The organism is Citrobacter sp. wls714 (genome assembly GCF_005281025.1).
GTDB lineage: Bacteria > Pseudomonadota > Gammaproteobacteria > Enterobacterales > Enterobacteriaceae > Citrobacter > Citrobacter werkmanii.
Genome location: NZ_SZWZ01000095.1, coordinates 133,197 through 155,788 on the forward strand (window position 1 = coordinate 133,197; position 22,592 = coordinate 155,788).

A 22,592-nucleotide genomic window follows, 5' to 3' on the forward strand; every position below is an offset into this window, starting at 1 on the left:
TAAAATAATAATAAAAATTACCCTTTTGGGTAGACTTTTACGTGGGCTATCTCTAGAATGCCGCCGTTTGCCAGAAATCCATAGGTAAGCAAATTTGCATTGATTCATGAGGTGTTAATGAATTAATATGCAAATAAAGTGAGTGAATATTCTCTGGAGGGTGTTTTGATTAAGTCAGCGCTATTGGTTCTGGAAGACGGAACCCAGTTTCACGGTCGGGCCATAGGGGCAACAGGTTCGGCGGTTGGGGAAGTCGTTTTCAATACTTCAATGACCGGTTATCAAGAAATCCTCACTGATCCTTCCTATTCTCGCCAAATCGTCACTCTTACTTATCCCCATATTGGTAATGTCGGCACCAATGCCGCCGATGAAGAGTCTTCTCAGGTTCACGCTCAAGGTCTGGTTATTCGCGACCTGCCGCTGATTGCCAGCAACTTCCGCAACACCGAAGACCTCTCTTCTTACCTGAAACGCCATAACATCGTGGCGATTGCCGATATCGATACCCGTAAGTTGACGCGTCTGCTACGTGAGAAGGGCGCTCAGAACGGCTGCATCATTGCAGGCGATAATCTGGATGCTACGTTGGCCTTAGAAAAGGCCAAAGCGTTCCCGGGCTTAAATGGGATGGACCTGGCAAAAGAAGTGACCACGGCTGAATCCTACAGCTGGACGCAGGGTAGCTGGACGCTGGCGGGTGACCTGCCGGAAGCCAAGTCCGCAGAAGAGTTGCCGTTCCACGTGGTGGCCTACGATTTTGGTGCCAAGCGCAACATCCTGCGCATGCTGGTGGACCGCGGCTGCCGCCTGACAGTGGTACCGGCGAAAACTTCCGCTGAAGAAGTGCTGGCGATGAATCCGGACGGCGTGTTCCTGTCAAACGGCCCTGGCGACCCGGCCCCGTGCGACTATGCCATCGACGCGATTGAGAAATTCCTCCAGACCGACATTCCGGTATTTGGCATCTGCCTCGGCCATCAGCTGCTGGCGCTGGCGAGCGGTGCGAAGACCATCAAGATGAAATTTGGTCACCACGGTGGTAACCACCCGGTGAAAGACATGGATAAGAATGTGGTGATGATCACCGCGCAGAACCACGGCTTTGCGGTTGATGAAGACTCGCTGCCAGCCAACCTGCGCGTAACCCATAAATCCCTGTTCGACGGTACCCTGCAAGGGATTCACCGTACCGATAAACCGGCGTTCAGCTTCCAGGGCCACCCAGAGGCGAGCCCAGGCCCGCACGACGCGGCACCGCTGTTCGACCACTTTATCGAGCTTATTGAGCAATACCGTCAGTCCGCGAAATAATCAGGAGTAATAAGAGCCATGCCAAAACGTACAGACATAAAAAGTATCCTGATTCTGGGCGCGGGCCCGATTGTTATCGGTCAGGCGTGTGAGTTTGACTACTCCGGTGCCCAGGCGTGTAAAGCGCTGCGCGAAGAGGGTTACCGTGTCATTCTGGTGAACTCTAACCCGGCAACCATCATGACCGACCCGGAAATGGCCGATGCGACCTACATCGAGCCGATTAACTGGGAAGTGGTACGCAAAATCATCGAAAAAGAGCGTCCGGATGCGGTGCTGCCGACCATGGGCGGCCAGACGGCGCTGAACTGCGCGCTGGAGCTGGAGCGTCAGGGCGTACTGGAAGAGTTCGGCGTGACCATGATTGGCGCCACCGCCGATGCGATTGATAAAGCAGAAGACCGTCGACGCTTCGATGTGGCAATGAAGAAAATCGGCCTCGACACCGCGCGTTCCGGTATCGCGCACACTATGGAAGAAGCGCTGGCGGTTGCCGCTGACGTGGGCTTCCCGTGCATCATCCGTCCGTCCTTTACCATGGGCGGCACCGGCGGCGGTATCGCTTACAACCGTGAAGAGTTCGAAGAAATCTGCGAACGCGGTCTGGACCTCTCGCCAACCAACGAGCTGCTGATTGATGAGTCGCTGATCGGCTGGAAAGAGTACGAGATGGAAGTGGTGCGTGATAAGAACGACAACTGCATCATCGTCTGCTCTATCGAAAACTTCGATGCAATGGGTATCCACACTGGTGACTCCATCACCGTAGCGCCAGCGCAGACTCTGACCGACAAAGAATACCAAATCATGCGTAACGCCTCGATGGCGGTACTGCGTGAAATCGGCGTCGAAACCGGTGGTTCTAACGTCCAGTTCTCGGTGAACCCGAAAGACGGTCGCCTGATTGTTATCGAAATGAACCCGCGCGTCTCCCGCTCCTCGGCGCTAGCCTCGAAAGCTACCGGCTTCCCGATTGCCAAAGTGGCAGCGAAACTGGCGGTGGGTTACACCCTCGACGAACTGATGAACGACATCACCGGCGGCCGTACGCCGGCCTCCTTCGAGCCGTCTATCGACTACGTTGTCACCAAGATTCCACGCTTCAACTTCGAGAAATTCGCTGGCGCTAACGACCGTCTGACCACCCAGATGAAATCCGTCGGTGAAGTGATGGCGATTGGCCGCACGCAGCAGGAATCCCTGCAAAAAGCGCTGCGCGGCCTGGAAGTGGGCGCCACCGGTTTCGACCCGAAAGTGAGCCTCGACGACCCGGAAGCGCTGACCAAAATCCGCCGCGAGCTGAAAGATGCGGGCGCTGAGCGTATCTGGTACATCGCCGATGCGTTCCGCGCGGGCCTCTCCGTCGACGGCGTGTTCAACCTGACCAACATCGACCGCTGGTTCCTGGTGCAGATTGAAGAGCTGGTGCGTCTGGAAGAGAAAGTGGCGGAAGTGGGCATTAACGGCCTCAACGCTGACTTCCTGTTCCACCTGAAGCGTAAAGGTTTTGCCGATGCGCGCCTGGCGAAGCTAGCAGGCGTGCGCGAAGCGGAAATCCGCAAGCTGCGCGACCAGTACAACCTGCATCCGGTCTACAAGCGCGTGGATACCTGCGCGGCGGAATTCGCCACCGATACCGCCTACATGTACTCCACCTATGAAGAAGAGTGCGAATCTAACCCGTCCGTTGACCGCGATAAAATCATGGTCCTCGGCGGCGGCCCGAACCGTATCGGCCAGGGTATCGAATTTGACTACTGCTGCGTACACGCCTCGCTGGCGCTGCGCGAAGACGGCTACGAGACCATCATGGTCAACTGTAACCCGGAAACCGTCTCCACCGACTACGACACTTCCGACCGTCTGTACTTCGAGCCGGTCACGCTGGAAGACGTGCTGGAAATCGTGCGCATCGAGAAGCCGAAGGGCGTCATCGTGCAGTACGGCGGCCAGACCCCGCTGAAGCTGGCGCGTGAACTGGAAGCCGCAGGCGTACCGGTTATCGGCACCAGCCCGGACGCCATCGACCGCGCGGAAGACCGTGAACGCTTCCAGCACGCGGTTGACCGTCTGAAGCTGAAGCAGCCGGCGAACGCCACCGTCACCGCCATTGAACAAGCGGTTGAGAAGGCGAAAGAGATTGGTTACCCGCTGGTGGTGCGCCCATCCTACGTACTGGGCGGCCGCGCGATGGAAATCGTCTATGACGAAGCCGACCTGCGTCGCTACTTCCAGACTGCGGTCAGCGTGTCTAACGATGCGCCGGTGCTGCTGGACCGCTTCCTTGATGATGCGATTGAAGTCGACGTTGACGCCATCTGCGACGGCGAAATGGTGCTGATTGGCGGCATCATGGAACACATCGAGCAGGCGGGCGTACACTCCGGCGACTCCGCCTGTTCCCTGCCAGCCTACACGCTGAGCCAGGAGATTCAGGATGTGATGCGCCAGCAGGTGCAGAAGCTGGCCTTCGAGTTGCAGGTGCGCGGCCTGATGAACGTGCAGTTTGCGGTGAAAGACAACGAAGTCTACCTGATTGAAGTTAACCCGCGTGCGGCTCGTACCGTACCGTTCGTCTCCAAAGCCACCGGCGTACCGCTGGCGAAAGTGGCGGCGCGCGTGATGGCCGGCAAATCGCTGACCGAGCAGGGCGTGACCAAAGAAATTATTCCACCGTACTACTCGGTGAAAGAAGTGGTGCTGCCGTTCAACAAATTCCCGGGCGTAGACCCGCTGTTAGGGCCAGAAATGCGCTCTACCGGGGAGGTGATGGGCGTGGGCCGTACCTTCGCGGAAGCGTTCGCCAAGGCACAGCTGGGCAGTAACTCCACCATGAAGAAACAGGGCCGTGCGCTGCTCTCCGTTCGCGAAGGTGACAAAGAGCGCGTGGTTGACCTGGCCGCTAAGCTGCTGAAACAGGGCTTCGAGCTGGATGCCACCCACGGTACCGCGATTGTGCTGGGCGAAGCCGGTATCAACCCGCGTCTGGTGAACAAGGTACATGAAGGTCGTCCGCACATTCAGGACCGTATCAAGAATGGCGAATACACCTACATCATCAACACCACCGCAGGTCGTCAGGCGATTGAAGACTCCAAACTGATTCGCCGCAGCGCGCTGCAGTACAAAGTGCACTACGACACTACACTGAACGGCGGCTTCGCCACCGCGATGGCGCTGAACGCGGACGCTACCGAGAAAGTAACCTCGGTGCAGGAAATGCACGCGCAGATCAAAAAGTAATAAACTGAAGATATCGGTGATATTGCCGTTAATTGGATCTGCAATATAAATTACAAACGGTTCCTGTATAGGAACCGTTTTTTTTACTCTTTCAGGTCATTCCTGGAGAAGTCCGTTTCCGTAACCACATTTTCAATGTAATAAGCACGATATTGCTCACACTAATCAACATTCAAGTCGCATACTATCTTTATATCCACAATTTTAATATGGCTTAGTTTTTATTAATTTGGACAGGCCGTAGCCAGATTTTTAATTTGTGAAATGGTGTGCTTATGTGTGAAAAATATGTTGAAAGACCGCTTTATTTGTTAATTGCTGACTGGATGATGGCAGAGGACCGATGGATTACTGCCAAGGAGATTTCCCGTCAATTTGATATTGAACACTGCAAAGCAATTAATACGCTCTCCTATATTCTGTCAGAAGTGGGGGAAATTGTTTGTGAAGTGAAGATGATCCCTAACCAGATTGCAGGACGAGGCTGTCAGTGCCAGCGTCTGGTGAAAGTCGTGAGTATTGATTCTCATCTCTATCGCCGATTGAATCATAATTTGCAGGAAAGAAAAGTGAGCGTGGCGAAAACACCGCGCCTGTCAGCGGTTCCTCCAACAGAGCTTAACCGTGAGCAGAAATGGCAGATGATGCTGTCAAAAAGTATGCGTCGCTAATTGTCTGTTTACCTGATGGCTGTATAAACGGTGATTGACGCGTAGGCCGGATAAGCGTGAGCGCATCCGGCATCAATTACTGTGCTGATTTTGGCTTTACGTCCGTCGTGCCTTTCAGGCGCGGCCGGTTTTCTTCGACCTGCGTTAACGGCTTCGTTTCAGATAACCCTGTTCGACAGCGGACCGCAAGATCCTGATATTCTTTGGTGTTGAGGCGTTTCCAGTGCAGCTCCTGGTCTGTGACCTGGCGTAGTACGCGCGCAGGTGAACCCACCAGCATCTGCCTTGCCTCCCCCTGAAATCCGGCTTTGACGAAACTCATGGCGGCGACAATGCTCTCTTCGCCAATCACTGCGCCGTCCATAATGACGCTGTTCATGCCGACCAGGGCGTCCCGTCCCACCACGCAGCCATGTAAAATAGCGCCGTGGCCGATATGGCCGTTTTCATGCACGATGGTATCGGTATCGCAGTAGCCATGCATAATGCAGCCATCCTGCAGATTAGATCCTGCCTCCAGGATCAGGCGACCATAATCCCCACGCAATGACGCGAGTGGGCCAATATAAACACCAGCACCCACGATGACATCGCCAATCAGCACGGCGCTGGGATGGACAAACGCGTCCGGGTGCACCACCGGGATCAGTCCTTCAAAGGCGTAATAGCTCATGGTTTTACCTCGGTTTTTTTGTCGGATGGCGGCGTAAACACCTTATCCGGCCTACGGTTGTGCATGTGTTGTAGGCCGGATAAGCGAAACGCCATCCGGCATAGTCACATTAACGACCTTTCCACACCGGATCGCGTTTTTCGGCAAATGCCAGCGGTCCTTCGAGCGCATCTTCTGAATGCAGTACCGAAGGATAATGCTTCAGCACGCCGCTGCGGATGTAGCGGTAGCCTTCTTCAACCGGCATTTCACTGGTCGCGCGATAAATCTCTTTCAGCGCCGCGATAGCCAGCGGAGCGCTATTGACCAGTTGTTGCGCCAGTTCGCGCGCGCTATCCATCAGTTCGCTCTGGCTGACAACGCGGTTCACGATCCCCCAACGCAGCGCTTCTTCGGCGCTCATTCGTCTGCCGGTCATTACCATTTCGTTGACGATAGCTGGTGGCAACAGCTTAGGCAGGCGCAAAACGCCGCCGCTGTCAGGCACGATGCCGAGCTTTGCTTCCGGCAGCGCGAAGCTGGCGTTTTCGGCGCAGACAATAAAGTCTGCCGCCAGCGCCAGTTCGAAACCGCCGCCAAACGCATAGCCGTTCACCGCGGCGATGACCGGCTTATCGAGGTCAAATATTTCGGTTAAACCGGCAAAGCCGCCGGGACCAAAATCGGCATCCGGCGCTTCACCTTCCGCTGCCGCTTTTAAGTCCCAGCCAGCAGAAAAGAATTTCTCACCGCCGCCGGTAATGATTGCTACGCGTAATTCCGGGTCGTCACGGAAATTAAGAAAAGCTTCACCCATCGCAAAACTGGTTTTCGCGTCAATGGCATTCGCTTTAGGTCGGTCGAGGGTAATTTCCAGGATCGGGCCGTTACGGGTCAGATGTAATGATTCACTCATAGTTCATCTCCAGATAAATAGTTTCCCGGCGGGAGGGATTCCTGCCGGAAGGTTTATTTCAGATTTTTTTGATTATTTTTCCTGAACAATTGCGCGGCAGGTCGGTTCTGATCTCCATAAAAGAGGGAACCTTGAATTTCGCCATATTGTTTTCGCAGAAGCTGAAAAACTCGGCCTCGCTTAATGTTTCACCTTCATTAAGGACAATAAATGCTTTAATGGCTTCATCACGGATCGCATCTTTAATACCAACCACTACAATGTCCTGAATTTTCGGATGTGCAGAAATAATATTTTCCAGCTCGACGCAGGAGACATTTTCCCCGCCGCGTTTAATCATGTTGCAGCGTCTGTCGACAAAATAGAAATAGCCATCCTCATCCTGGTAACCCGAATCACCGGTATGTAACCAGCCCTCTGGTTCCAGCGCCCTGGCGGTTGCCTCCGGCTGCATGTAATACTCTTTGAAGATAGTCTTGCCGGGGATGCCTTTAATACAGATTTCGCCAATTTCTCCGGCGGGCAGCGGGCGATTTTGATCGTCGCGAATTTCAGCTTCATAGCTAAAACCCACGCGACCAATGGAAGGCCAGCGTCGTTTGTCTCCTGGACGGTCGCCAATAATTCCGACAATGGTTTCAGTCATACCATAAGAGGTCAGCAGCCTGACGCCAAAGCGTTCGGTAAAGGCGTCTTTTTCCTGTGCGGATAGATTGAGATAGAACATCACTTCGCGCAGATGATGCTGCCTGTCCGTTGGCGCGGCGGGCTGGACCATCAGCGTGCGGATCATCATCGGGATGCACTCGGTCACCGTCGCCTGATATTTACGTACCTGACCCCAGAATGCTCGGGCGCTGTACTTTTCCAGCAGCACAAAGGTACTGCCGGCGGAAAAGGCTGGCATTGCCGCGGTACACTGACAGTCGATATGAAAAGCGGGCATCACCGTCATGTACACGTCATCATCGCGCAGGGCGATTTGCCAGGCAGAGTAGTAGCCCGCAAAACGCAGATTATAGTGGGTAATAACCACCCCTTTTGGACGCGAGGTGGTACCGGAGGTAAACAAAATTTCCGCCGTATCGTCAGTGGATAACGCTGGCGTATAGCACAGCGTGGCCGACTGACGTGCTTGCAGTTGGGAAAAGTGGCTCACGCCATCGTCAGCCGGAAGCTGCTCGCCAATCAGACAGATATGATTAAGCGGAGTGCTATTTTCCTGGCGTATTTCACGGTACATAGGATAAAACTGGACGCTGGTAACCAGCAGGCTCACCTGGCTGTTTTGCAGGATCCAGGCACTTTCTTCGCCCAGTAAGCGGGCATTAATCGGCACCATAATGGCGCCGATTTTTGCCAGTCCAAACCAGCAAAAGATGAATTCCGGACAGTTATCCAGATGCAGTGCGACTCTATCGCCCTTGCGGATCCCTAAGGAATGAAAAAGGTTCGCCGTGCGGTTAATCTCTTCATTTAGCGAGGCATAGCTAAACTGCCGAACGATTCCCTCACAGGATTCGAAAATTAACGCCGTTTTATCTCCGTACACTTCGGCCAGGTCGTCCCACATCTGACGTAAGTTTTGTCCGCCAACGATATCCATATTGCTTTATCCACTGAAATCAGGCGTGAGCGCTAACCAACGAGCAGGTTAGCGCGTCGCGTTTATTCCTCAACCCTGGCCAGGCCTTTGCCGACCAGCTCATTTATGTCTGCTTCGCTATAACCAATGTTTTTCAGAATGGCGGCGGTATCCATGCCGTGTGAGGGCATGCCACGCCAGATTTTCCCCGGGTTGTTTTTAAATTTCGGCATGATGTTCGGCCCTTTACAGGTGCGGCCGTCCATTGTTTGCCACTGAGTAATGGATTCGCGGGCAACGTACTGCGGATTACCTTCCAGTTCTGGAATGGTTAGCACCTTTGCACAGGCGATATTCAGCTCAGCAAAGCGCGCCTGAACTTCGGCGATAGTGTGTGTTGCCAGCCAGGCGTCCAGTTTCTCTTCGACGAGCGGGCCGTAAGGGCATTCCACGCGATGAATTAGCTGCGTGCCTTCCGGAACTTCCGGCGTACCGAGAATGTGGGCAAGGCCAATATCTTTAAAGCACTCGTTGATTTGCGTGATGCCGACCAACTCCATGACGATGTAACCATCGGCGCATTTATACAGGCCGCAACCGGCGTAGTAGGGGTCTTTCCCTTTCGTCATACGTGGACAGATTTCGCCGCCGTTGAAGTAGTCCATCATGAAATACTGACCCATGCGCAGCATCACTTCGTACATGGCGATATCGATGCTTTCACCTTTACCCGTTTCGCGCACTTTGTGCAGGGCAGCCAGCGCCGCTGTTGTCGCGGTCATCCCGGAGAAGTAATCGGCGGTATACGGGAAGGCTGGCATCGGTTGGTCAACGTCGCCGTTTTGGATCAGATAACCACTGAACGCCTGCGCGATGGTGTTATACGCCGGAAGATTGGTGTACTCCTCGGTACCAAACTGGCCGAAGCCAGAAAGGTGGGCAATGACCAGTTTCGGGTTATGTTCCCACAGCACTTCATCAGTAATACCGCGGCGTGCAAAGGCAGGGCCTTTACTGGCTTCAATGAAAATATCGGTGGTTTCCATGAGTTTCAGAAACGCTTCCCGACCTTCATCTTTGAAAATATTCAGTGACAGGGCGTGCAGGTTGCGGCGTGAGAGCTGCGGGTAGTTAGGCTGTACGCGGATGGTATCAGCCCATGCGACGTTTTCAATCCAGATAACCTCGGCGCCCCATTCGGCGAACATCTGTCCGGCGAACGGACCGGCGATTTCGATCCCTGAAAAAACAACGCGTACCCCAGCAAGAGGACCAAAGGTTGGCATTGGTAAATGATTCATCATTTTTCTCCTGGCATTTTTTGTAGGCCCGGCAACTACGGCGCCACCGGGCATGTTGCCGGATGGCGGCGTAAACGCCTTATCCGGCCTACGAATCGTGCTGAATTAGCGGTATTGCTTGAGTACCGCACGACCCAACGTCAGGATCTGCATTTCGTCAGAACCACCAGAAACACGGTCAACGCGCAGGTCACGCCAGAAACGCGTGATGCGGTGGTTGCCCGCGATACCAACACCTCCCAGTACCTGCATGGCGGTGTCTACCACTTCAAACGCGGCGTTGGCGCAGAAGTATTTGCACATTGCCGCGTCGCCGGAGGTAATAGTGCCGTTATCCGCTTTCCACGCGGCTTCCAGCAGCATGTTTTTCATGGAGTTCAGTTTGATCGCCATATGCGCAAACTTCTCCTGAATCAGCTGGAAACGGCCAATAGTTTCACCAAACTGCACGCGCTGATTAGCGTAACGCGCAGCGTCTTCAAAAGCGCACATTGCCGTACCGTAGTTGGTCAGCGCGACGAGGAAGCGTTCATGGTCAAACTCTTCTTTCACGCGGTTGAAGCCATTACCTTCCCGACCGAACATGTCTTTTTCGTCCAGTTCAACGTCGTCAAAGGTGATTTCACAGCAGCTATCCATGCGCAGACCAAGTTTCTCCAGTTTGTTGACCTTGATACCCGCTTTGCTCATGTCAACAAACCACTCGGTGTAAACAGGTTTATCCGGCGATGCACCGTCTCTCGCCATGACCACGATGTACGGGGTATAGGCGCTACTGGTGATAAAGCACTTACTGCCATTAAGATAAACCTTACCATTTTTGCGTGTATAAGTGGTTTTAAGACTACCAACATCCGATCCCGCTCCCGGTTCGGTGATAGCAGAGTTCCACATCTGCTTACCGGTGCCCTGGAACGCCATGATTTTATCAATTTGCTCCTGAGTCCCTTCACGCAGGAAAGTGTTAAAACCTCCCGGCAATTGGTACAACACGTAAGTTGGCGCGCCAAGACGTCCCAGCTCCATCCAGACGGCGGCGACGGTGACAAAACCCGCTTCCAGACCGCCGTGTTCCTCCGGGATCAGCAGGCTATCAATGCCCATATCCGCCAGCGCTTTTACAAAACGCTCAGGGTAGACGCTGTCACGATCGCACTCGGCAAAATAAGCTTCCCAGTTCTCACTGGCCATCAGTTCACGAATACCGGCGACAAACAGTTCCTGCTCGTCATTTAAGTTGAAATCCATCTTTCAGCCTCTTGATCAATTGGGTTAATTAGAATTACTTGTCTTTCCAGTGCACTTTGGCGTCTTTAATAAAGGACAGCGTCACCATAATGTTGACGAAGAACAGCGGGCATCCTCCGGCGATAATCGCGGTCTGAATGGGCTTCAGCCCGCCCAGCGCCAGCAGAACGATACCGATGATGCCGACCAGAATGGACCAGCCGATGCGTACCAGCAGCGGCGGCTCTTCACCATCGCGAACTTCGCGACAGGTCGACATCGCCAGGGTGTAAGAGCAGGCGTTAATCAGCGTGACGGTGGCGATAAAGCAGAGGATAAAGAAACCCCACATGGTGGCGGTGCTGAGCGGCAAGGCGGCCCAGGTTTCGATAATGGCGCGCGCCACGCCGTGTTGTTCAATCAACTGCGGAATGTTGAGGATGTTTTTATCCATCAGCAGCAGCGTGTTACTGCCAAGGACAGTCCACAGGATCCAGGTAGACGCGGTCAGGCCCAGTACCATCCCGAAGCACAGTTCACGTACGGTACGACCCCGAGAAATACGAGCCAGGAAGATACTCATCTGGATGGCGTAAATAACCCACCACGCCCAGTAGAAAACGGTCCAGCCCTGCGGGAAGCCGCCTTTACCGATGGCATCGGTATAGAACAGCATCCGTGGCAGATGCATCAGCAGCATCCCTACAGAATCGGTGAAGTAGTTCATGATGAAGCTGGCGCCGCTGACGATAAACACCCAGCCGAGCATCAGGAAGCTCAGGTAGCTACGCACATCGCTGGCGATTCTGACCCCTTTTTGCAAGCCGCAGGCCACGCAAATAGCGTTCAATATGATCCAGCAGGTGATGATGATGGCATCCAATTGCAGCGTATGCGGAATACCGAACAGCCATTGCATACACTCGGTGACCAGCGGGGTAGCCAGACCGAGGCTGGTGCCCATTGCGAAGATCAGCGCCACCAGGTAGAAGTTATCGACGATGGTGCCGAACAGCCCTTTTGCATGTTTTTCGCCCACTAACGGTACCAGCGTGGAGCTGGGGCGGATGACATCCATCTTGCGTACAAAGAAGAAGTAGGCGAAGGCCACGGAAAGGAAGCTATAGGTTGCCCACGGCAATGGCCCCCAGTGGAACAGGCTGTACGCCAGACCTATCTCTTTCGCGCCTGTGGAATTTGGTTCCAGACCGAACGGCGGGGTGGAGATATAGTAGTAGATCTCAATAGAGCCCCAGAACAGAACTGCAGCGGATGTACAGGAGGCGAACATCATGAAAATCCAGCTGGCGGTACTAAACTCCGGTTTTTCGTCACCTAATCTCTTTTTGGCATAGGGGCCAAAAACCAGCCAGAACCAGCCGAAGAGCATGACGACCATATACCATTCAAATGCCCAACCCCAGACATTGGTGACATAACTGAATACCGCATTAATAACGACGTTAGCGGCATCAAGATCTCTTACTGTTAGCCAGCAAAGTATTCCGACAATTATTAATGGCGGAAAAAAAACCTTCGGTTCAATTCCCGATTTTCTCTTTTCATTTTTCATAAGTGAATTCCAGTGTGAAAACGAAATTTATTTAGCGTGCCCGTTTATGAACGTTTGTTTATTTATTATTAATGATTTGTTGATAAATTTTTAACCTCTGGGACGCCTCAGTGAGTAACTCATAATGGGTATTCATTTCGGGTGATTCTGTTATCGGTATCACACTTTTTCGTGCTGGTTATTTTGTGTTTAAATTCTGATTTTTATTTTGTAAATCATATTGTTGATGCTGATTTTTTAACTTTTTTAAGTGTCTGGCGTTCAATATTGTTGAGCCAGCAAACAATATTGAAAATTTTTATGTTTGGCATATTTCTTTCAATATTGGTGAGGTGCGTAACACTATTGAAAGTTACGAATATCAATGTGTGACATTTTCAATATTGGTGATTAAGGTTTTATTTCCGAATTAAAGAGCGTGATATCTGTATTTAACACCGCCGATATAAATACGTTTCCTTCATGATTTCTGGAGATGCAATGAAGATAATTACTTGCTACAAATGCGTACCTGATGAACAGGATATTGCGATTAATAATGCTGATGGAACACTCGATTTCAGCAAAGCGGATGGCAAAATCAACCAATATGATCTGAATGCAATTGAAGCTGCTTGCCAGTTAAAACAGCAGTTGGGAGACGCTCAGGTTGTCGCCATGAGCGTTGGCGGCAAAGCGCTGACCAATGCAAAAGGGCGCAAAGATGTCCTCTCTCGTGGCCCTGATGAACTGATTGTCGTGATTGACGATCAATTTGAGCAGGCTCTGCCGCAACAAACCGCCAGCGCGCTGGCTGCCGCCGCGCAAAAATCAGGTTTCGATCTGCTTATTTGCGGTGACGGTTCTTCCGATCTTTATGCTCAGCAGGTTGGTCTGCTGGTGGGCGAAGCGCTGAACGTTCCGGCGATTAACGGCGTGAGTAAGATCCTCTCTCTTACCGACAGCACATTGACGGTAGAACGCGAACTGGAAGATGAAGTTGAAACGCTGAGCATCCCGCTCCCGGCGGTGATTGCGGTTTCCACCGACATCAACACCCCACAAATCCCTTCGATGAAAGCCATTCTTGGCGCGGCGAAAAAACCGGTTCAGGTCTGGTCGCCTGCGGATATCGGGCTGAACAGCGTATCCGCGTATTCCGCACAACAGGTTGCCGCACCGAAGCAGCGCGAGCGTCAGCGTGTGGTGATTGAAGGTGACGGGGAAGAACAAATCGCCGCGTTTGTCGAGAATCTGCGCAAAATCATTTAATTATCAGGGGATGTTATGAACAAATTTTCCAGTGTCTGGGTATTCAGCGATACCCCTTCTCGTCTGCCCGAACTGATGAGTGGCGCGCAGGCTGTAGGTGAAAAAGTTAACGCGTTCGTACTGAACGAAGCGGACAGCGCGACAGCATGTCATTTGGGCGCGGATCATGTCTGGCTGCTCAGCGGCAAACCAGAAGACCGCATGATCGAAGACTACGCTGATGCGATGGCTGAGACTATTCGTCAGCATAGCGAGGGAGGCGCGGTGCTGCTGCCGAATACGCGTCGAGGCAAGCTTTTGGCAGCAAAACTGGGCTTTCGCTTGTCGGCTGCGGTTTCCAACGATGCCAGCGAAGTCGCCCTGCAGGATGGAAAAGCGGCGGTTAAACATATGGTCTACGGCGGTCTGGCGATAGGAGCGGAAACCATCGCTTCGCCGTTTGCCGTGATCACGCTTAGCAGCGGAACGTTTGACGCACAAGACCCGGACACTTCTCGCAGCGGCGAGATGCATACCGTGCAGTGGCAGGCTCCGGCCATTAACGTGACCCGCACCGCAACCCAGGCGCGTCAGAGCAACAGCGTTGACCTCGACAAAGCGCGTCTGGTGGTCAGCGTGGGACGTGGCATCGGCAGCAAAGAGAATATCTCGCTGGCCGAAGCGCTGTGCCAGACGATTGGCGCCGAGCTGGCCTGCTCTCGCCCGGTGGCGGAAAACGAGAAGTGGATGGAGCACGAGCGCTACGTCGGTATCTCCAACCTGATGCTCAAGCCTGAACTGTATCTGGCGGTGGGGATCTCCGGGCAGATCCAACATATGGTTGGTGCCAACGGCGCGCAGACGATTTTCGCCATCAACAAAGATAAAAACGCGCCAATCTTCCAGTATGCAGATTTTGGCATCGTTGGCGATGCGCTGAAGATCCTGCCTGCGCTGACGGCTGCCTTAGCGCGATAAACCATTTCGGGCAGGATGCGAAGGTATCCTGCCGCTGACAGGAGTACGTATGTCCGAAGATATCTTTGATGCCATCATCGTGGGTGCAGGTCTGGCCGGTTCGGTTGCGGCGCTGGTGCTTGCTCGCGAAGGTGCACAGGTGCTGGTTATCGAGCGTGGCAATTCTGCTGGCGCGAAGAATGTCACCGGTGGGCGTTTGTATGCACATAGCCTGGAACGCATCATTCCCGGCTTTGCGGATCAGGCCCCCATTGAACGCATGATCACCCACGAAAAACTCGCCTTTATGACCGAAAAAGGGGCGATGACGATGGATTATTGCAACGGCGAGGACGCCGCATCGTCGCAAGTTTCTTATTCCGTTTTGCGCAGTAAATTTGACGCCTGGCTGATGGAGCAGGCCGAAGAGGCGGGGGCGCAACTTATCACCGGTATTCGCGTGGATAATGTCGTTCAGCGTGATGGCAAAGTCGTGGGCGTGGAAGCCGATGGCGATATTCTGGAAGCCAAAGTCGTAATCCTCGCTGATGGGGTGAATTCTCTGCTGGCTGAAAAGCTGGGCATGGCCAAGCGTGTTGAGGCATCGCATGTTGCTGTCGGCGTGAAGGAACTGATCGAATTGCCGAAGTCGGTAATTGAAGATCGTTTCCAGTTACAGGGCAACGAAGGTGCCGCCTGTCTGTTTGCCGGGGCGCCAACCGATGGTCTGATGGGTGGTGGCTTCCTGTATACGAATGAAACAACCCTTTCCCTGGGGCTGGTCTGTGGACTTCATCATCTGAAAGACGCGAAAAAATCGGTCCCGCAAATGCTGGAAGATTTCAAACAGCATCCGGCAGTTGCGCCGTTGATCGCCGGTGGCAAGCTGGTGGAATATGCCGCACACGTTGTACCCGAGGCGGGAATGAATATGCAGCCTGAACTGGTGGGCGATGGCGTACTGATTGCCGGAGACGCTGCCGGCATGTGTATGAACCTAGGCTTTACCATCCGTGGTATGGATCTCGCCATATCCGCAGGCGAAGCGGCGGCGAAGACGGTGCTTTCGGCGATGAAGCGTGACGATTTTAGCAAGCAGTTGTTGGGTGAATACCGTCAGCATCTGGACGAAGGTCCGATGCGCGATATGCGCATGTATCAGAAGCTTCCCGCTTTTCTTGATAATCCCCGCATGTTTACCGCTTATCCCGAAATGGCGGTCAGTATCGCGCGCGACCTGTTCACCGTGGATGGCTCCGCTCCGGTGCCAATGCGTAAAAAAATCCTGCGCCATGCGAAGAAAGTGGGCTTCATCAACCTGATGAAAGATGGCCTGAAAGGAGTGACCGTATTATGACATCTCCCGTCAATGTGGACGTCAAACTGGGCGTCAATAAGTTCAATGTGGATGAAGACAGCCCGCACATCATTCTCAAAACCGATCCTGATAAACAGGCACTGGAGGTGCTGATTAAGGCCTGTCCGGCGGGACTGTATAAAAAGCAGGACGACGGTAGCGTTCGTTTTGATTACGCCGGGTGCCTGGAGTGCGGAACGTGCCGGATCCTCGGCCTTGATACGGCGCTGGAAAAATGGGAATACCCACGCGGGACGTTTGGCGTGGAGTTCCGCTACGGCTAAACCTGGTGCCGGATGGTGGCTTCGCCTTATCCGGCCTACAGGCATAGTACGTAGGCCTTAAAGCTACGCGCCATCAGGCATTAAGTTAAATAAAACAGGACATCACCATGCAGCAGCCCAGGAACTTTGATGATATCAAATTTACCTCTATTCATCGCCGGATAATGCTATGGGGAAGCGGTGGGCCGTTTCTGGATGGTTATGTGCTGGTAATGATTGGCGTGGCGCTGGAACAGCTCACGCCAGCATTGAAACTGGATGCTGACTGGATTGGTCTGCTGGGGGCCGGTACACTGGCTGGCCTGTTTATTGGTACATCGCTGTTTGGCTACATTTCCGATAAGGTCGGGCGGCGCAAAATGTTTATTATCGATATCATCGCCATTGGCGTGATATCGGCGGCGACGATGTTCGTTACCTCGCCCGTTGAACTGTTGGTGATGCGCGTGCTGATCGGCATTGTGATTGGCGCCGATTACCCGATCGCCACCTCGATGATTACCGAATTTTCCAATACCCGCCAGCGTGCCTTCTCTATCGGTTTTATCGCGGCTATGTGGTATGTCGGCGCAACCTGTGCCGATCTGGTCGGTTACTGTTTGTATGATGTTGAGGGCGGATGGCGCTGGATGCTAGGCAGTGCGGTGATCCCCTGTATTTTGATCCTGATTGGACGCTTCGACCTGCCTGAATCGCCGCGCTGGCTGCTGCGTAAGGGGCGGGTGAAAGAGTGCGAGGCGATGATGATCAAGCTGTTCGGCGAACCGGTGGTGTTCGACGAAGAAGCGCCGCAGGAGACGCGTTTTCTCCAGCTGTTTAACCGCCGCCATTTCCCATTTGTGCTGTTTGTTGCCGCCATCTGGACCTGTCAGGTGATCCCGATGTTCGCCATTTACACCTTTGGTCCGCAGATTGTTGGACTACTGGGACTGGGCGCCGGGAAAAGCGCCGCGTTGGGCAACGTGGTGATTAGCTTGTGCTTTATGCTGGGATGTATTCCGCCGATGTTCTGGCTCAACAGCGCGGGGCGGCGACCGCTGTTAATTGGCAGCTTTATTATGATGACGCTGGCGCTGGCCGTACTGGGGTTAATTCCTGATATGGGGGCGTGGCTGGTGGTGCTGGCCTTTGCCGTATACGCATTTTTCTCTGGTGGTCCGGGGAATCTGCAGTGGCTATATCCTAACGAACTGTTTCCTACCGATATTCGCGCGTCTGCCGTCGGGGTGATTATGTCGTTAAGCCGCATCGGGACCATTGTTTCCACCTGGGCGCTACCGGTGTTCATTAGCAAATACGGCATCAGTAATGTCATGCTGATGGGGGCAGGAATTTCGCTGATTGGCCTGCTCGTGTCCATTGCTTTTGCACCAGAAACACGCGGCCTGACGTTGTCTCAAACCAGTCAGATGACGATTCGCAGTAAGCCCGTGACCAGGGCAGGCTATTAGGAGTGTTCTGTATTTTCCCTGTAACTCAGTCAGTTAGCCTACAGTTAATGTATATATCACTGAAAACGACTGAAAAGCAGGGAGAACACCATGCAAAAACATATCCTGATCACCTCTATTTTTACCGCAGCAGCACTGTTTACCGTCGCCGGTTGTTCCTCAAACCAGGCGGTGAAAACCACCGACGGCAAAACCATCGTCACCGACGGCAAACCGCAAGTGGATGATGATACTGGCCTGGTGTCATATAAAAATGCGCAAACAGGTAAGACGGAGCAGATTAACCGCGACCAGGTTAAAGATATGAGTGAGCTGGACAACTAACTCAGATTTTTCCATTTATCTACTCAATAATATTGACTGTTAGCCTGTGGATTAACTGACTAAACTCACTGTTATTACAATAATGCAGTGACACAGGCTAATCATGATTCTCATCATTTATGCGCATCCCTATCCGCAGCATTCGCATGCGAATAAGCGGATGCTTGATCAGGCAAGGACGCTGGAGGGCGTGGAGATCCGCTCGCTCTACCAGCTCTACCCCGATTTCAATATCGATATTGCCGCTGAACAGGATGCGTTGGCACGCGCTGATTTAATTATCTGGCAGCATCCTATGCAGTGGTATAGCACGCCTCCGTTACTCAAATTGTGGATGGATAAAGTCCTCTCTCACGGCTGGGCCTATGGCCATGGCGGAACAGCGCTGCACGGTAAACATCTGCTGTGGGCTGTGACGACTGGCGGCGGTGAAAACCACTTTGATATCGGATCCCATCCTGGCTTTGATGTACTTTCCCAGCCCTTACAGGCAACGGCTTTATATTGCGGCCTCAAATGGCTGCCGCCGTTTGCGATGCACTGTACGTTTATTTGTGATGATGAAACGCTGCAGGCGCAGGCGCGCCACTATAAACAGCGTCTGCTGGAGTGGCAGGAGGTGCATCATGGATAGTCATACGCTAATACAGGCGCTGATTTACCTCGGTTCGGCGGCGCTGATTGTCCCCATAGCCGTACGGCTGGGCTTAGGGTCGGTGCTGGGCTATCTCATTGCCGGGTGCATCATCGGTCCATGGGGTTTGAGGCTGGTGACCGATGCCGAATCAATCCTCCATTTTGCCGAGATCGGCGTGGTGCTGATGCTGTTTGTCATCGGCCTGGAACTGGATCCGCAACGTTTGTGGAAGCTGCGAGCCTCGGTGTTTGGCGGTGGTGCATTACAAATGGTGGTTTGCGGTGGGCTGATCGGTCTGTTCTGTATGTTCCTCGGCCTGCGCTGGCAGGTAGCGGAACTGATCGGCATGACGCTGGCGCTTTCCTCCACGGCCATCGCTATGCAGGCGATGAATGAACGTAACCTGATGGTGTCGCAACTCGGACGCAGCACATTTGCCGTGCTGCTGTTTCAGGATATCGCCGCTATTCCACTGGTGGCGATGATCCCATTACTCGCGGCGAGCGGCGCATCGACAACGCTTGGGGCGTTTGCGCTCTCTGCGCTAAAGGTGGCGGGCGCACTGGTGCTGGTGGTGTTGTTAGGCCGCTATGTGACGCGTCCGGCCTTACGTTTTGTCGCCCGTTCAGGCCTGCGGGAAGTGTTTAGCGCCGTTGCGCTGTTCCTCGTTTTTGGCTTCGGTCTGCTGTTGGAAGAGGTCGGACTGTCGATGGCGATGGGGGCGTTCCTGGCCGGTGTGCTGCTGGCCAGCTCTGAGTATCGCCACGCGCTGGAAAGCGATATTGAACCGTTCAAAGGGCTGTTGTTGGGTCTGTTCTTCATCGGCGTGGGGATGTCTATCGATTTTGGCACGCTGATTGATAACCCTTTGCGCATTATCATCTTGCTGGTTGGTTTCCTGGTTATCAAAACCGTCATGCTGTGGCTGATAGCGAAACCGTTGCAGGTGCCGAATAAGCAACGTCGCTGGTTTGCCGTATTATTAGGGCAGGGCAGTGAATTTGCCTTCGTGGTGTTTGGCGCGGCGCAAATGGCAGACGTGCTTGATCCTGATTGGGCGAAATCGTTGACCCTGGCGGTGGCGCTGTCGATGGCGGCGACGCCAATTTTACTGGTGATTTTGACGCGACTGGAAAAATCAGCGACCGGTGAAGAGCGGGAAGCGGATGAAATCGACGAAGAACAACCGCGAGTGATCATCGCCGGGTTTGGGCGATTTGGTCAGATTACCGGTCGTTTGCTGTTGTCGAGCGGCGTCAAAATGGTGGTTCTTGATCATGACCCGGACCATATCGAAACGCTACGTAAATTTGGCATGAAGGTTTTCTATGGCGATGCGACCCGGATGGATCTGCTGGAGTCTGCCGGGGCGGCTAAAGCTGAAGTCATCATTAACGCCATTGACGATCCGCAAACCAGCCTGCAATTAACCGAAATGGTGAAGGAGCATTTCCCTCATCTGCAAATTATTGCCCGCGCGCGCGATGTGGATCATTACATTCGCCTGCGCCAGGCGGGGGTGGAAATGCCGGAACGTGAAACCTTTGAAGGCGCGCTGAAGACCGGGCGTCTGGCGCTGGAAGGGCTTGGGCTGGGGCGCTATGAAGCGCGTGAGCGGGCCGACGTATTCCGTCGTTTCAATATGCTTATGGTTGAGGAGATGGTGAAAGGGGAAAATGACGCGATTTCCCGTGCAGCGGTTTATAAACGCACCAGCGCAATGCTGAGTGAAATTATTGCGGAAGATCGCCAACACTTATCGTTAATTCAACGCCATGGCTGGCAAGGCACGGATGAAGGTAAACATACGGGCGACGTCGCCGATGAGCCGGAAGTGAAACCGTCAGCATAGAGTAAAAAATGTGATGTTCTGCAAACTTTACTGCTAATTGACTGTTTTTGAACTACTGTAATGTTGGCGTACCACCTTAAATAGGTCGGTTCGCCAGCAGAACGGAAAATTTTCATGCTCATCCTCTTTCCGCCAGTCGACGAAAGATTGCGCTTTCCGTATAGTGGCGACAATTTTTTTGTATCCGGGAAACATTCAATGATCAGTCTGATTGCGGCGTTAGCGGTAGATCGCGTCATCGGTATGGAAAACGCCATGCCATGGAACCTACCTGCCGATCTCGCCTGGTTTAAACGTAATACCTTAAACAAGCCGGTTGTCATGGGACGCCATACCTGGGAATCCATCGGGCGACCGTTGCCAGGGCGTAAAAATATCATCATTAGTAGTCAACCAGGCACCGACGATCGTGTGCAGTGGGTGAAGTCTGTTGATGAAGCAATAGCGGCCTGCGGCGATGAACCTGAAATTATGGTGATTGGCGGTGGACGCGTGTATGAGCAGTTCCTGCCGAAAGCGCAAAAACTGTATCTGACACACATTGATGCGGAAGTTGAAGGGGATACGCATTTCCCGGACTACGAACCGGACGACTGGGAATCGGTGTTCAGCGAATTTCACGATGCCGACGCGCAAAACTCCCACAGCTACTGCTTCGAGATTCTGGAGCGTCGTTAATACTGTAATGTAAGTGCCGGATGGCGGCGAAACGCCTTATCCGGCCTACTCTTGTGCCAGATGTAGGCCTGATAAGCGTAGCGCCATCAGGCATAAACCTATCAGGCGTTGACCGCTTCGCCGGGATCCAGATTCAGATGGCGATTTGATGGCTGCACAAAGTACTGTTTGTCTTCCCAGCGCAGACAGGTGAGGTCTCCCCCCCAGCAACATCCCGTATCCAGCGCGTAGATACCTTCAGGCGTGCCTTTCCCCTCCAGCGATGCCCAGTGCCCGAAAGCAATGCTATAGGCTTCACTGACAGGCCCAGGAATGGCAAACCAGGGCTTCAGCGGGGCTGGCGCATCTTCTGGCGACTCTTTGCTGTACATATCCAACTGACCGTTGGGGAAGCAGTAGCGCATACGGGTAAATGCGTTGGTAATAAAACGCAGGCGCGCCAGCCCCGTGAGTTCCGGCGTCCAGTTGTTTGGCATGTCGCCATACATGGCGTCAAGGAAGAAGGGATACGAGTCGCTCGACAATACGGCTTCAACATCGCGGGCACAATTCCTCGCTGTCTGCAGATCCCATTGTGGGGTAATGCCGGCATGCGCCATCACCAGCTTCTTCTCTTCATCAATCTGCAAGAGTGGCTGGCGGCGTAACCAATTAAGTAACTCATCCGCATCCGCTGCTTCGAGCAGCGGTGTGAGCCGGTCTTTCGGTTTGTTACGGCTGATACCAGCAAACACGGCCAGCAGGTGCAGATCGTGATTGCCAAGGACTAACCGCACGCTATCGCCCAGCGATTTCACGTAGCGTAAAACGTCCAGAGAGCCTGGCCCACGCGCGACCAGATCGCCGGTGAGCCAGAGGGTGTCTTGTTCGGGGTTAAAGTCTACCTGGTGCAGCAAGGCGATCAGTTCATCGTAACAACCGTGAACGTCGCCAATAAGGTATGTCGCCATAGTTATTGTTTTAGTGAATGAGTGTTGGAACGGCGAGCCGAAACACGGGAATGTCGATGGTAAAGGCGATGCCTTGTTCATCGATCATTTCGTAATGACCCTGCATGGTGCCCAGCGGTGTTTCAATTACCGCTCCGCTGGTGTACTGATACTCTTCGCCAGGTTCGATGTGGGGCTGAACGCCAACCACACCTTCGCCCTGAACTTCGGTTTCGCGGCCATGACCATTAGTGATCAACCAATAACGCCCCAACAGCTGCACAGGCGCTCGCCCCAAATTGCGGATAGTCACGGTATAAGCAAAAACGTAACGTTCATCATCAGGTGAGGATTGCGCCTCAATGTAGACGCTTTGTACCTGAATGCACACTCGGGGCGAATTGATCATCT

General features: G+C 53.3%; 20 protein-coding genes. 12 read left to right on the plus strand and 8 right to left on the minus strand.

The genetic code is table 11. The features are described from left to right. Nucleotides 1-165 precede the first annotated feature (165 nt). The 3 genes from carA to caiF all read left to right on the plus strand — a co-directional run bounded on the left by carA (nucleotide 166) and on the right by caiF (nucleotide 5,228). Nucleotides 166-1,314, plus strand: coding sequence for a glutamine-hydrolyzing carbamoyl-phosphate synthase small subunit (gene carA, locus FDX11_RS21165; protein ID WP_137398493.1), 1,149 nt, complete (start codon nucleotides 166-168; stop codon nucleotides 1,312-1,314). 18 nt (nucleotides 1,315-1,332) lie between these two features. Then, nucleotides 1,333-4,557, plus strand: coding sequence for a carbamoyl-phosphate synthase large subunit (gene carB / locus FDX11_RS21170; RefSeq protein ID WP_042312421.1), 3,225 nt, complete (start codon nucleotides 1,333-1,335; stop codon nucleotides 4,555-4,557). A gap of 275 nt (nucleotides 4,558-4,832) precedes the next feature. Next, entirely contained in the window at nucleotides 4,833-5,228 is a 396-nt protein-coding gene (gene caiF / locus FDX11_RS21175) for a carnitine metabolism transcriptional regulator CaiF (RefSeq protein WP_042312419.1), read from the plus strand. A gap of 76 nt (nucleotides 5,229-5,304) precedes the next feature. Here caiF and caiE read toward each other — a convergent pair whose 3' ends face one another. The 6 genes from caiE to caiT all read right to left on the minus strand — a co-directional run bounded on the left by caiE (nucleotide 5,305) and on the right by caiT (nucleotide 12,482). Continuing rightward, nucleotides 5,305-5,901 carry a carnitine operon protein CaiE gene (gene caiE, locus FDX11_RS21180; RefSeq protein ID WP_137398494.1) on the minus strand — a complete coding sequence of 199 codons (597 nt, stop codon included), beginning with the start codon at nucleotides 5,899-5,901 and terminating at the stop codon, nucleotides 5,305-5,307. Nucleotides 5,902-6,010: 109 nt separating this feature from the next. Beyond that, nucleotides 6,011-6,796 carry a crotonobetainyl-CoA hydratase gene (gene caiD / locus FDX11_RS21185; RefSeq protein WP_042312416.1) on the minus strand — a complete coding sequence of 262 codons (786 nt, stop codon included), beginning with the start codon at nucleotides 6,794-6,796 and terminating at the stop codon, nucleotides 6,011-6,013. Between the two features lie 58 nt (nucleotides 6,797-6,854). Then, nucleotides 6,855-8,402, minus strand: coding sequence for a crotonobetaine/carnitine-CoA ligase (caiC, locus tag FDX11_RS21190; RefSeq protein WP_137398495.1), 1,548 nt, complete (start codon nucleotides 8,400-8,402; stop codon nucleotides 6,855-6,857). Nucleotides 8,403-8,464: 62 nt separating this feature from the next. Further along, complete coding sequence (gene caiB, locus FDX11_RS21195) at nucleotides 8,465-9,682, minus strand: L-carnitine CoA-transferase (RefSeq protein WP_042312412.1); 1,218 nt, start codon at nucleotides 9,680-9,682, stop codon at nucleotides 8,465-8,467. 105 nt (nucleotides 9,683-9,787) lie between these two features. Further along, nucleotides 9,788-10,930: a crotonobetainyl-CoA dehydrogenase gene (gene caiA / locus FDX11_RS21200; protein ID WP_003018898.1), complete on the minus strand. Its 1,143-nt coding sequence runs from the start codon at nucleotides 10,928-10,930 to the stop codon at nucleotides 9,788-9,790. Nucleotides 10,931-10,964: 34 nt separating this feature from the next. Further along, nucleotides 10,965-12,482 (minus strand): L-carnitine/gamma-butyrobetaine antiporter, encoded by a 1,518-nt coding sequence (caiT, locus tag FDX11_RS21205; protein ID WP_042312410.1) that lies wholly within the window; start codon nucleotides 12,480-12,482, stop codon nucleotides 10,965-10,967. Nucleotides 12,483-12,962: 480 nt separating this feature from the next. On the opposite strand from caiT, the gene FDX11_RS21210 reads away from it, so the two are divergent. The 9 genes from FDX11_RS21210 to folA all read left to right on the plus strand — a co-directional run bounded on the left by FDX11_RS21210 (nucleotide 12,963) and on the right by folA (nucleotide 21,252). Next, nucleotides 12,963-13,733: an electron transfer flavoprotein FixA gene (locus FDX11_RS21210; RefSeq protein ID WP_137398496.1), complete on the plus strand. Its 771-nt coding sequence runs from the start codon at nucleotides 12,963-12,965 to the stop codon at nucleotides 13,731-13,733. Nucleotides 13,734-13,748: 15 nt separating this feature from the next. After that, a complete protein-coding gene (locus FDX11_RS21215) occupies nucleotides 13,749-14,690 on the plus strand; it encodes an electron transfer flavoprotein subunit alpha/FixB family protein (protein WP_061382909.1) in 942 nt (313 codons plus the stop codon). A 49-nt stretch (nucleotides 14,691-14,739) separates the two neighbouring features. Further along, on the plus strand, nucleotides 14,740-16,026 hold the full coding sequence (locus tag FDX11_RS21220; RefSeq protein ID WP_137398497.1) for an FAD-dependent oxidoreductase: 1,287 nt from the start codon (nucleotides 14,740-14,742) through the stop codon (nucleotides 16,024-16,026). Next, nucleotides 16,023-16,310 carry a ferredoxin-like protein FixX gene (fixX, locus tag FDX11_RS21225; protein ID WP_000203736.1) on the plus strand — a complete coding sequence of 96 codons (288 nt, stop codon included), beginning with the start codon at nucleotides 16,023-16,025 and terminating at the stop codon, nucleotides 16,308-16,310. Before FDX11_RS21220 ends, fixX begins: the two co-directional genes overlap by 4 nt. Before the next feature lie 107 nt (nucleotides 16,311-16,417). Then, nucleotides 16,418-17,761, plus strand: a complete 1,344-nt coding sequence (locus FDX11_RS21230; protein WP_042312400.1) for an MFS transporter — start codon at nucleotides 16,418-16,420, stop codon at nucleotides 17,759-17,761. A gap of 90 nt (nucleotides 17,762-17,851) precedes the next feature. After that, nucleotides 17,852-18,085 (plus strand): YgdI/YgdR family lipoprotein, encoded by a 234-nt coding sequence (locus FDX11_RS21235; RefSeq protein ID WP_003018880.1) that lies wholly within the window; start codon nucleotides 17,852-17,854, stop codon nucleotides 18,083-18,085. A gap of 103 nt (nucleotides 18,086-18,188) precedes the next feature. After that, the gene (gene kefF / locus FDX11_RS21240; RefSeq protein ID WP_038637110.1) at nucleotides 18,189-18,719 is read left to right on the plus strand and encodes a glutathione-regulated potassium-efflux system oxidoreductase KefF; all 531 of its coding nucleotides are present in this window, start codon (nucleotides 18,189-18,191) and stop codon (nucleotides 18,717-18,719) included. Continuing rightward, nucleotides 18,712-20,574, plus strand: coding sequence for a glutathione-regulated potassium-efflux system protein KefC (kefC, locus tag FDX11_RS21245; protein ID WP_042312396.1), 1,863 nt, complete (start codon nucleotides 18,712-18,714; stop codon nucleotides 20,572-20,574). The genes kefF and kefC overlap by 8 nt, the downstream gene beginning before the upstream one ends. A gap of 198 nt (nucleotides 20,575-20,772) precedes the next feature. Beyond that, nucleotides 20,773-21,252, plus strand: coding sequence for a type 3 dihydrofolate reductase (gene folA / locus FDX11_RS21250; RefSeq protein ID WP_137398498.1), 480 nt, complete (start codon nucleotides 20,773-20,775; stop codon nucleotides 21,250-21,252). Nucleotides 21,253-21,353: 101 nt separating this feature from the next. Here folA and apaH read toward each other — a convergent pair whose 3' ends face one another. Together apaH and apaG are read right to left on the minus strand one after the other, a co-directional pair. Beyond that, entirely contained in the window at nucleotides 21,354-22,202 is an 849-nt protein-coding gene (gene apaH, locus FDX11_RS21255) for a bis(5'-nucleosyl)-tetraphosphatase (symmetrical) ApaH (RefSeq protein ID WP_042312394.1), read from the minus strand. Nucleotides 22,203-22,212: 10 nt separating this feature from the next. After that, nucleotides 22,213-22,590 (minus strand): Co2+/Mg2+ efflux protein ApaG, encoded by a 378-nt coding sequence (gene apaG / locus FDX11_RS21260; protein WP_003018867.1) that lies wholly within the window; start codon nucleotides 22,588-22,590, stop codon nucleotides 22,213-22,215. Nucleotides 22,591-22,592 lie beyond the last annotated feature (2 nt).

Excerpts from the sequence above, each read along its gene's own strand:
- FDX11_RS21220 (WP_137398497.1), top strand. The coding sequence starts at position 14,740 with ATGTCCGAAGATATCTTTGATGCCATCATCGTGGGTGCAGGTCTGGCC.
- fixX (WP_000203736.1), top strand. The coding sequence starts at position 16,023 with ATGACATCTCCCGTCAATGTGGACGTCAAACTGGGCGTCAATAAGTTC.
- caiC (WP_137398495.1), bottom strand. The coding sequence starts at position 8,402 with ATGGATATCGTTGGCGGACAAAACTTACGTCAGATGTGGGACGACCTG.
- kefC (WP_042312396.1), top strand. The coding sequence starts at position 18,712 with ATGGATAGTCATACGCTAATACAGGCGCTGATTTACCTCGGTTCGGCG.
- apaH (WP_042312394.1), bottom strand. The coding sequence starts at position 22,202 with ATGGCGACATACCTTATTGGCGACGTTCACGGTTGTTACGATGAACTG.
- caiF (WP_042312419.1), top strand. The coding sequence starts at position 4,833 with ATGTGTGAAAAATATGTTGAAAGACCGCTTTATTTGTTAATTGCTGAC.
- caiD (WP_042312416.1), bottom strand. The coding sequence starts at position 6,796 with ATGAGTGAATCATTACATCTGACCCGTAACGGCCCGATCCTGGAAATT.
- FDX11_RS21230 (WP_042312400.1), top strand. The coding sequence starts at position 16,418 with ATGCAGCAGCCCAGGAACTTTGATGATATCAAATTTACCTCTATTCAT.
- caiA (WP_003018898.1), bottom strand. The coding sequence starts at position 10,930 with ATGGATTTCAACTTAAATGACGAGCAGGAACTGTTTGTCGCCGGTATT.
- caiT (WP_042312410.1), bottom strand. The coding sequence starts at position 12,482 with ATGAAAAATGAAAAGAGAAAATCGGGAATTGAACCGAAGGTTTTTTTT.
- FDX11_RS21235 (WP_003018880.1), top strand. The coding sequence starts at position 17,852 with ATGCAAAAACATATCCTGATCACCTCTATTTTTACCGCAGCAGCACTG.
- kefF (WP_038637110.1), top strand. The coding sequence starts at position 18,189 with ATGATTCTCATCATTTATGCGCATCCCTATCCGCAGCATTCGCATGCG.
- apaG (WP_003018867.1), bottom strand. The coding sequence starts at position 22,590 with ATGATCAATTCGCCCCGAGTGTGCATTCAGGTACAAAGCGTCTACATT.
- caiE (WP_137398494.1), bottom strand. The coding sequence starts at position 5,901 with ATGAGCTATTACGCCTTTGAAGGACTGATCCCGGTGGTGCACCCGGAC.
- carB (WP_042312421.1), top strand. The coding sequence starts at position 1,333 with ATGCCAAAACGTACAGACATAAAAAGTATCCTGATTCTGGGCGCGGGC.
- folA (WP_137398498.1), top strand. The coding sequence starts at position 20,773 with ATGATCAGTCTGATTGCGGCGTTAGCGGTAGATCGCGTCATCGGTATG.
- FDX11_RS21210 (WP_137398496.1), top strand. The coding sequence starts at position 12,963 with ATGAAGATAATTACTTGCTACAAATGCGTACCTGATGAACAGGATATT.
- caiB (WP_042312412.1), bottom strand. The coding sequence starts at position 9,682 with ATGAATCATTTACCAATGCCAACCTTTGGTCCTCTTGCTGGGGTACGC.
- FDX11_RS21215 (WP_061382909.1), top strand. The coding sequence starts at position 13,749 with ATGAACAAATTTTCCAGTGTCTGGGTATTCAGCGATACCCCTTCTCGT.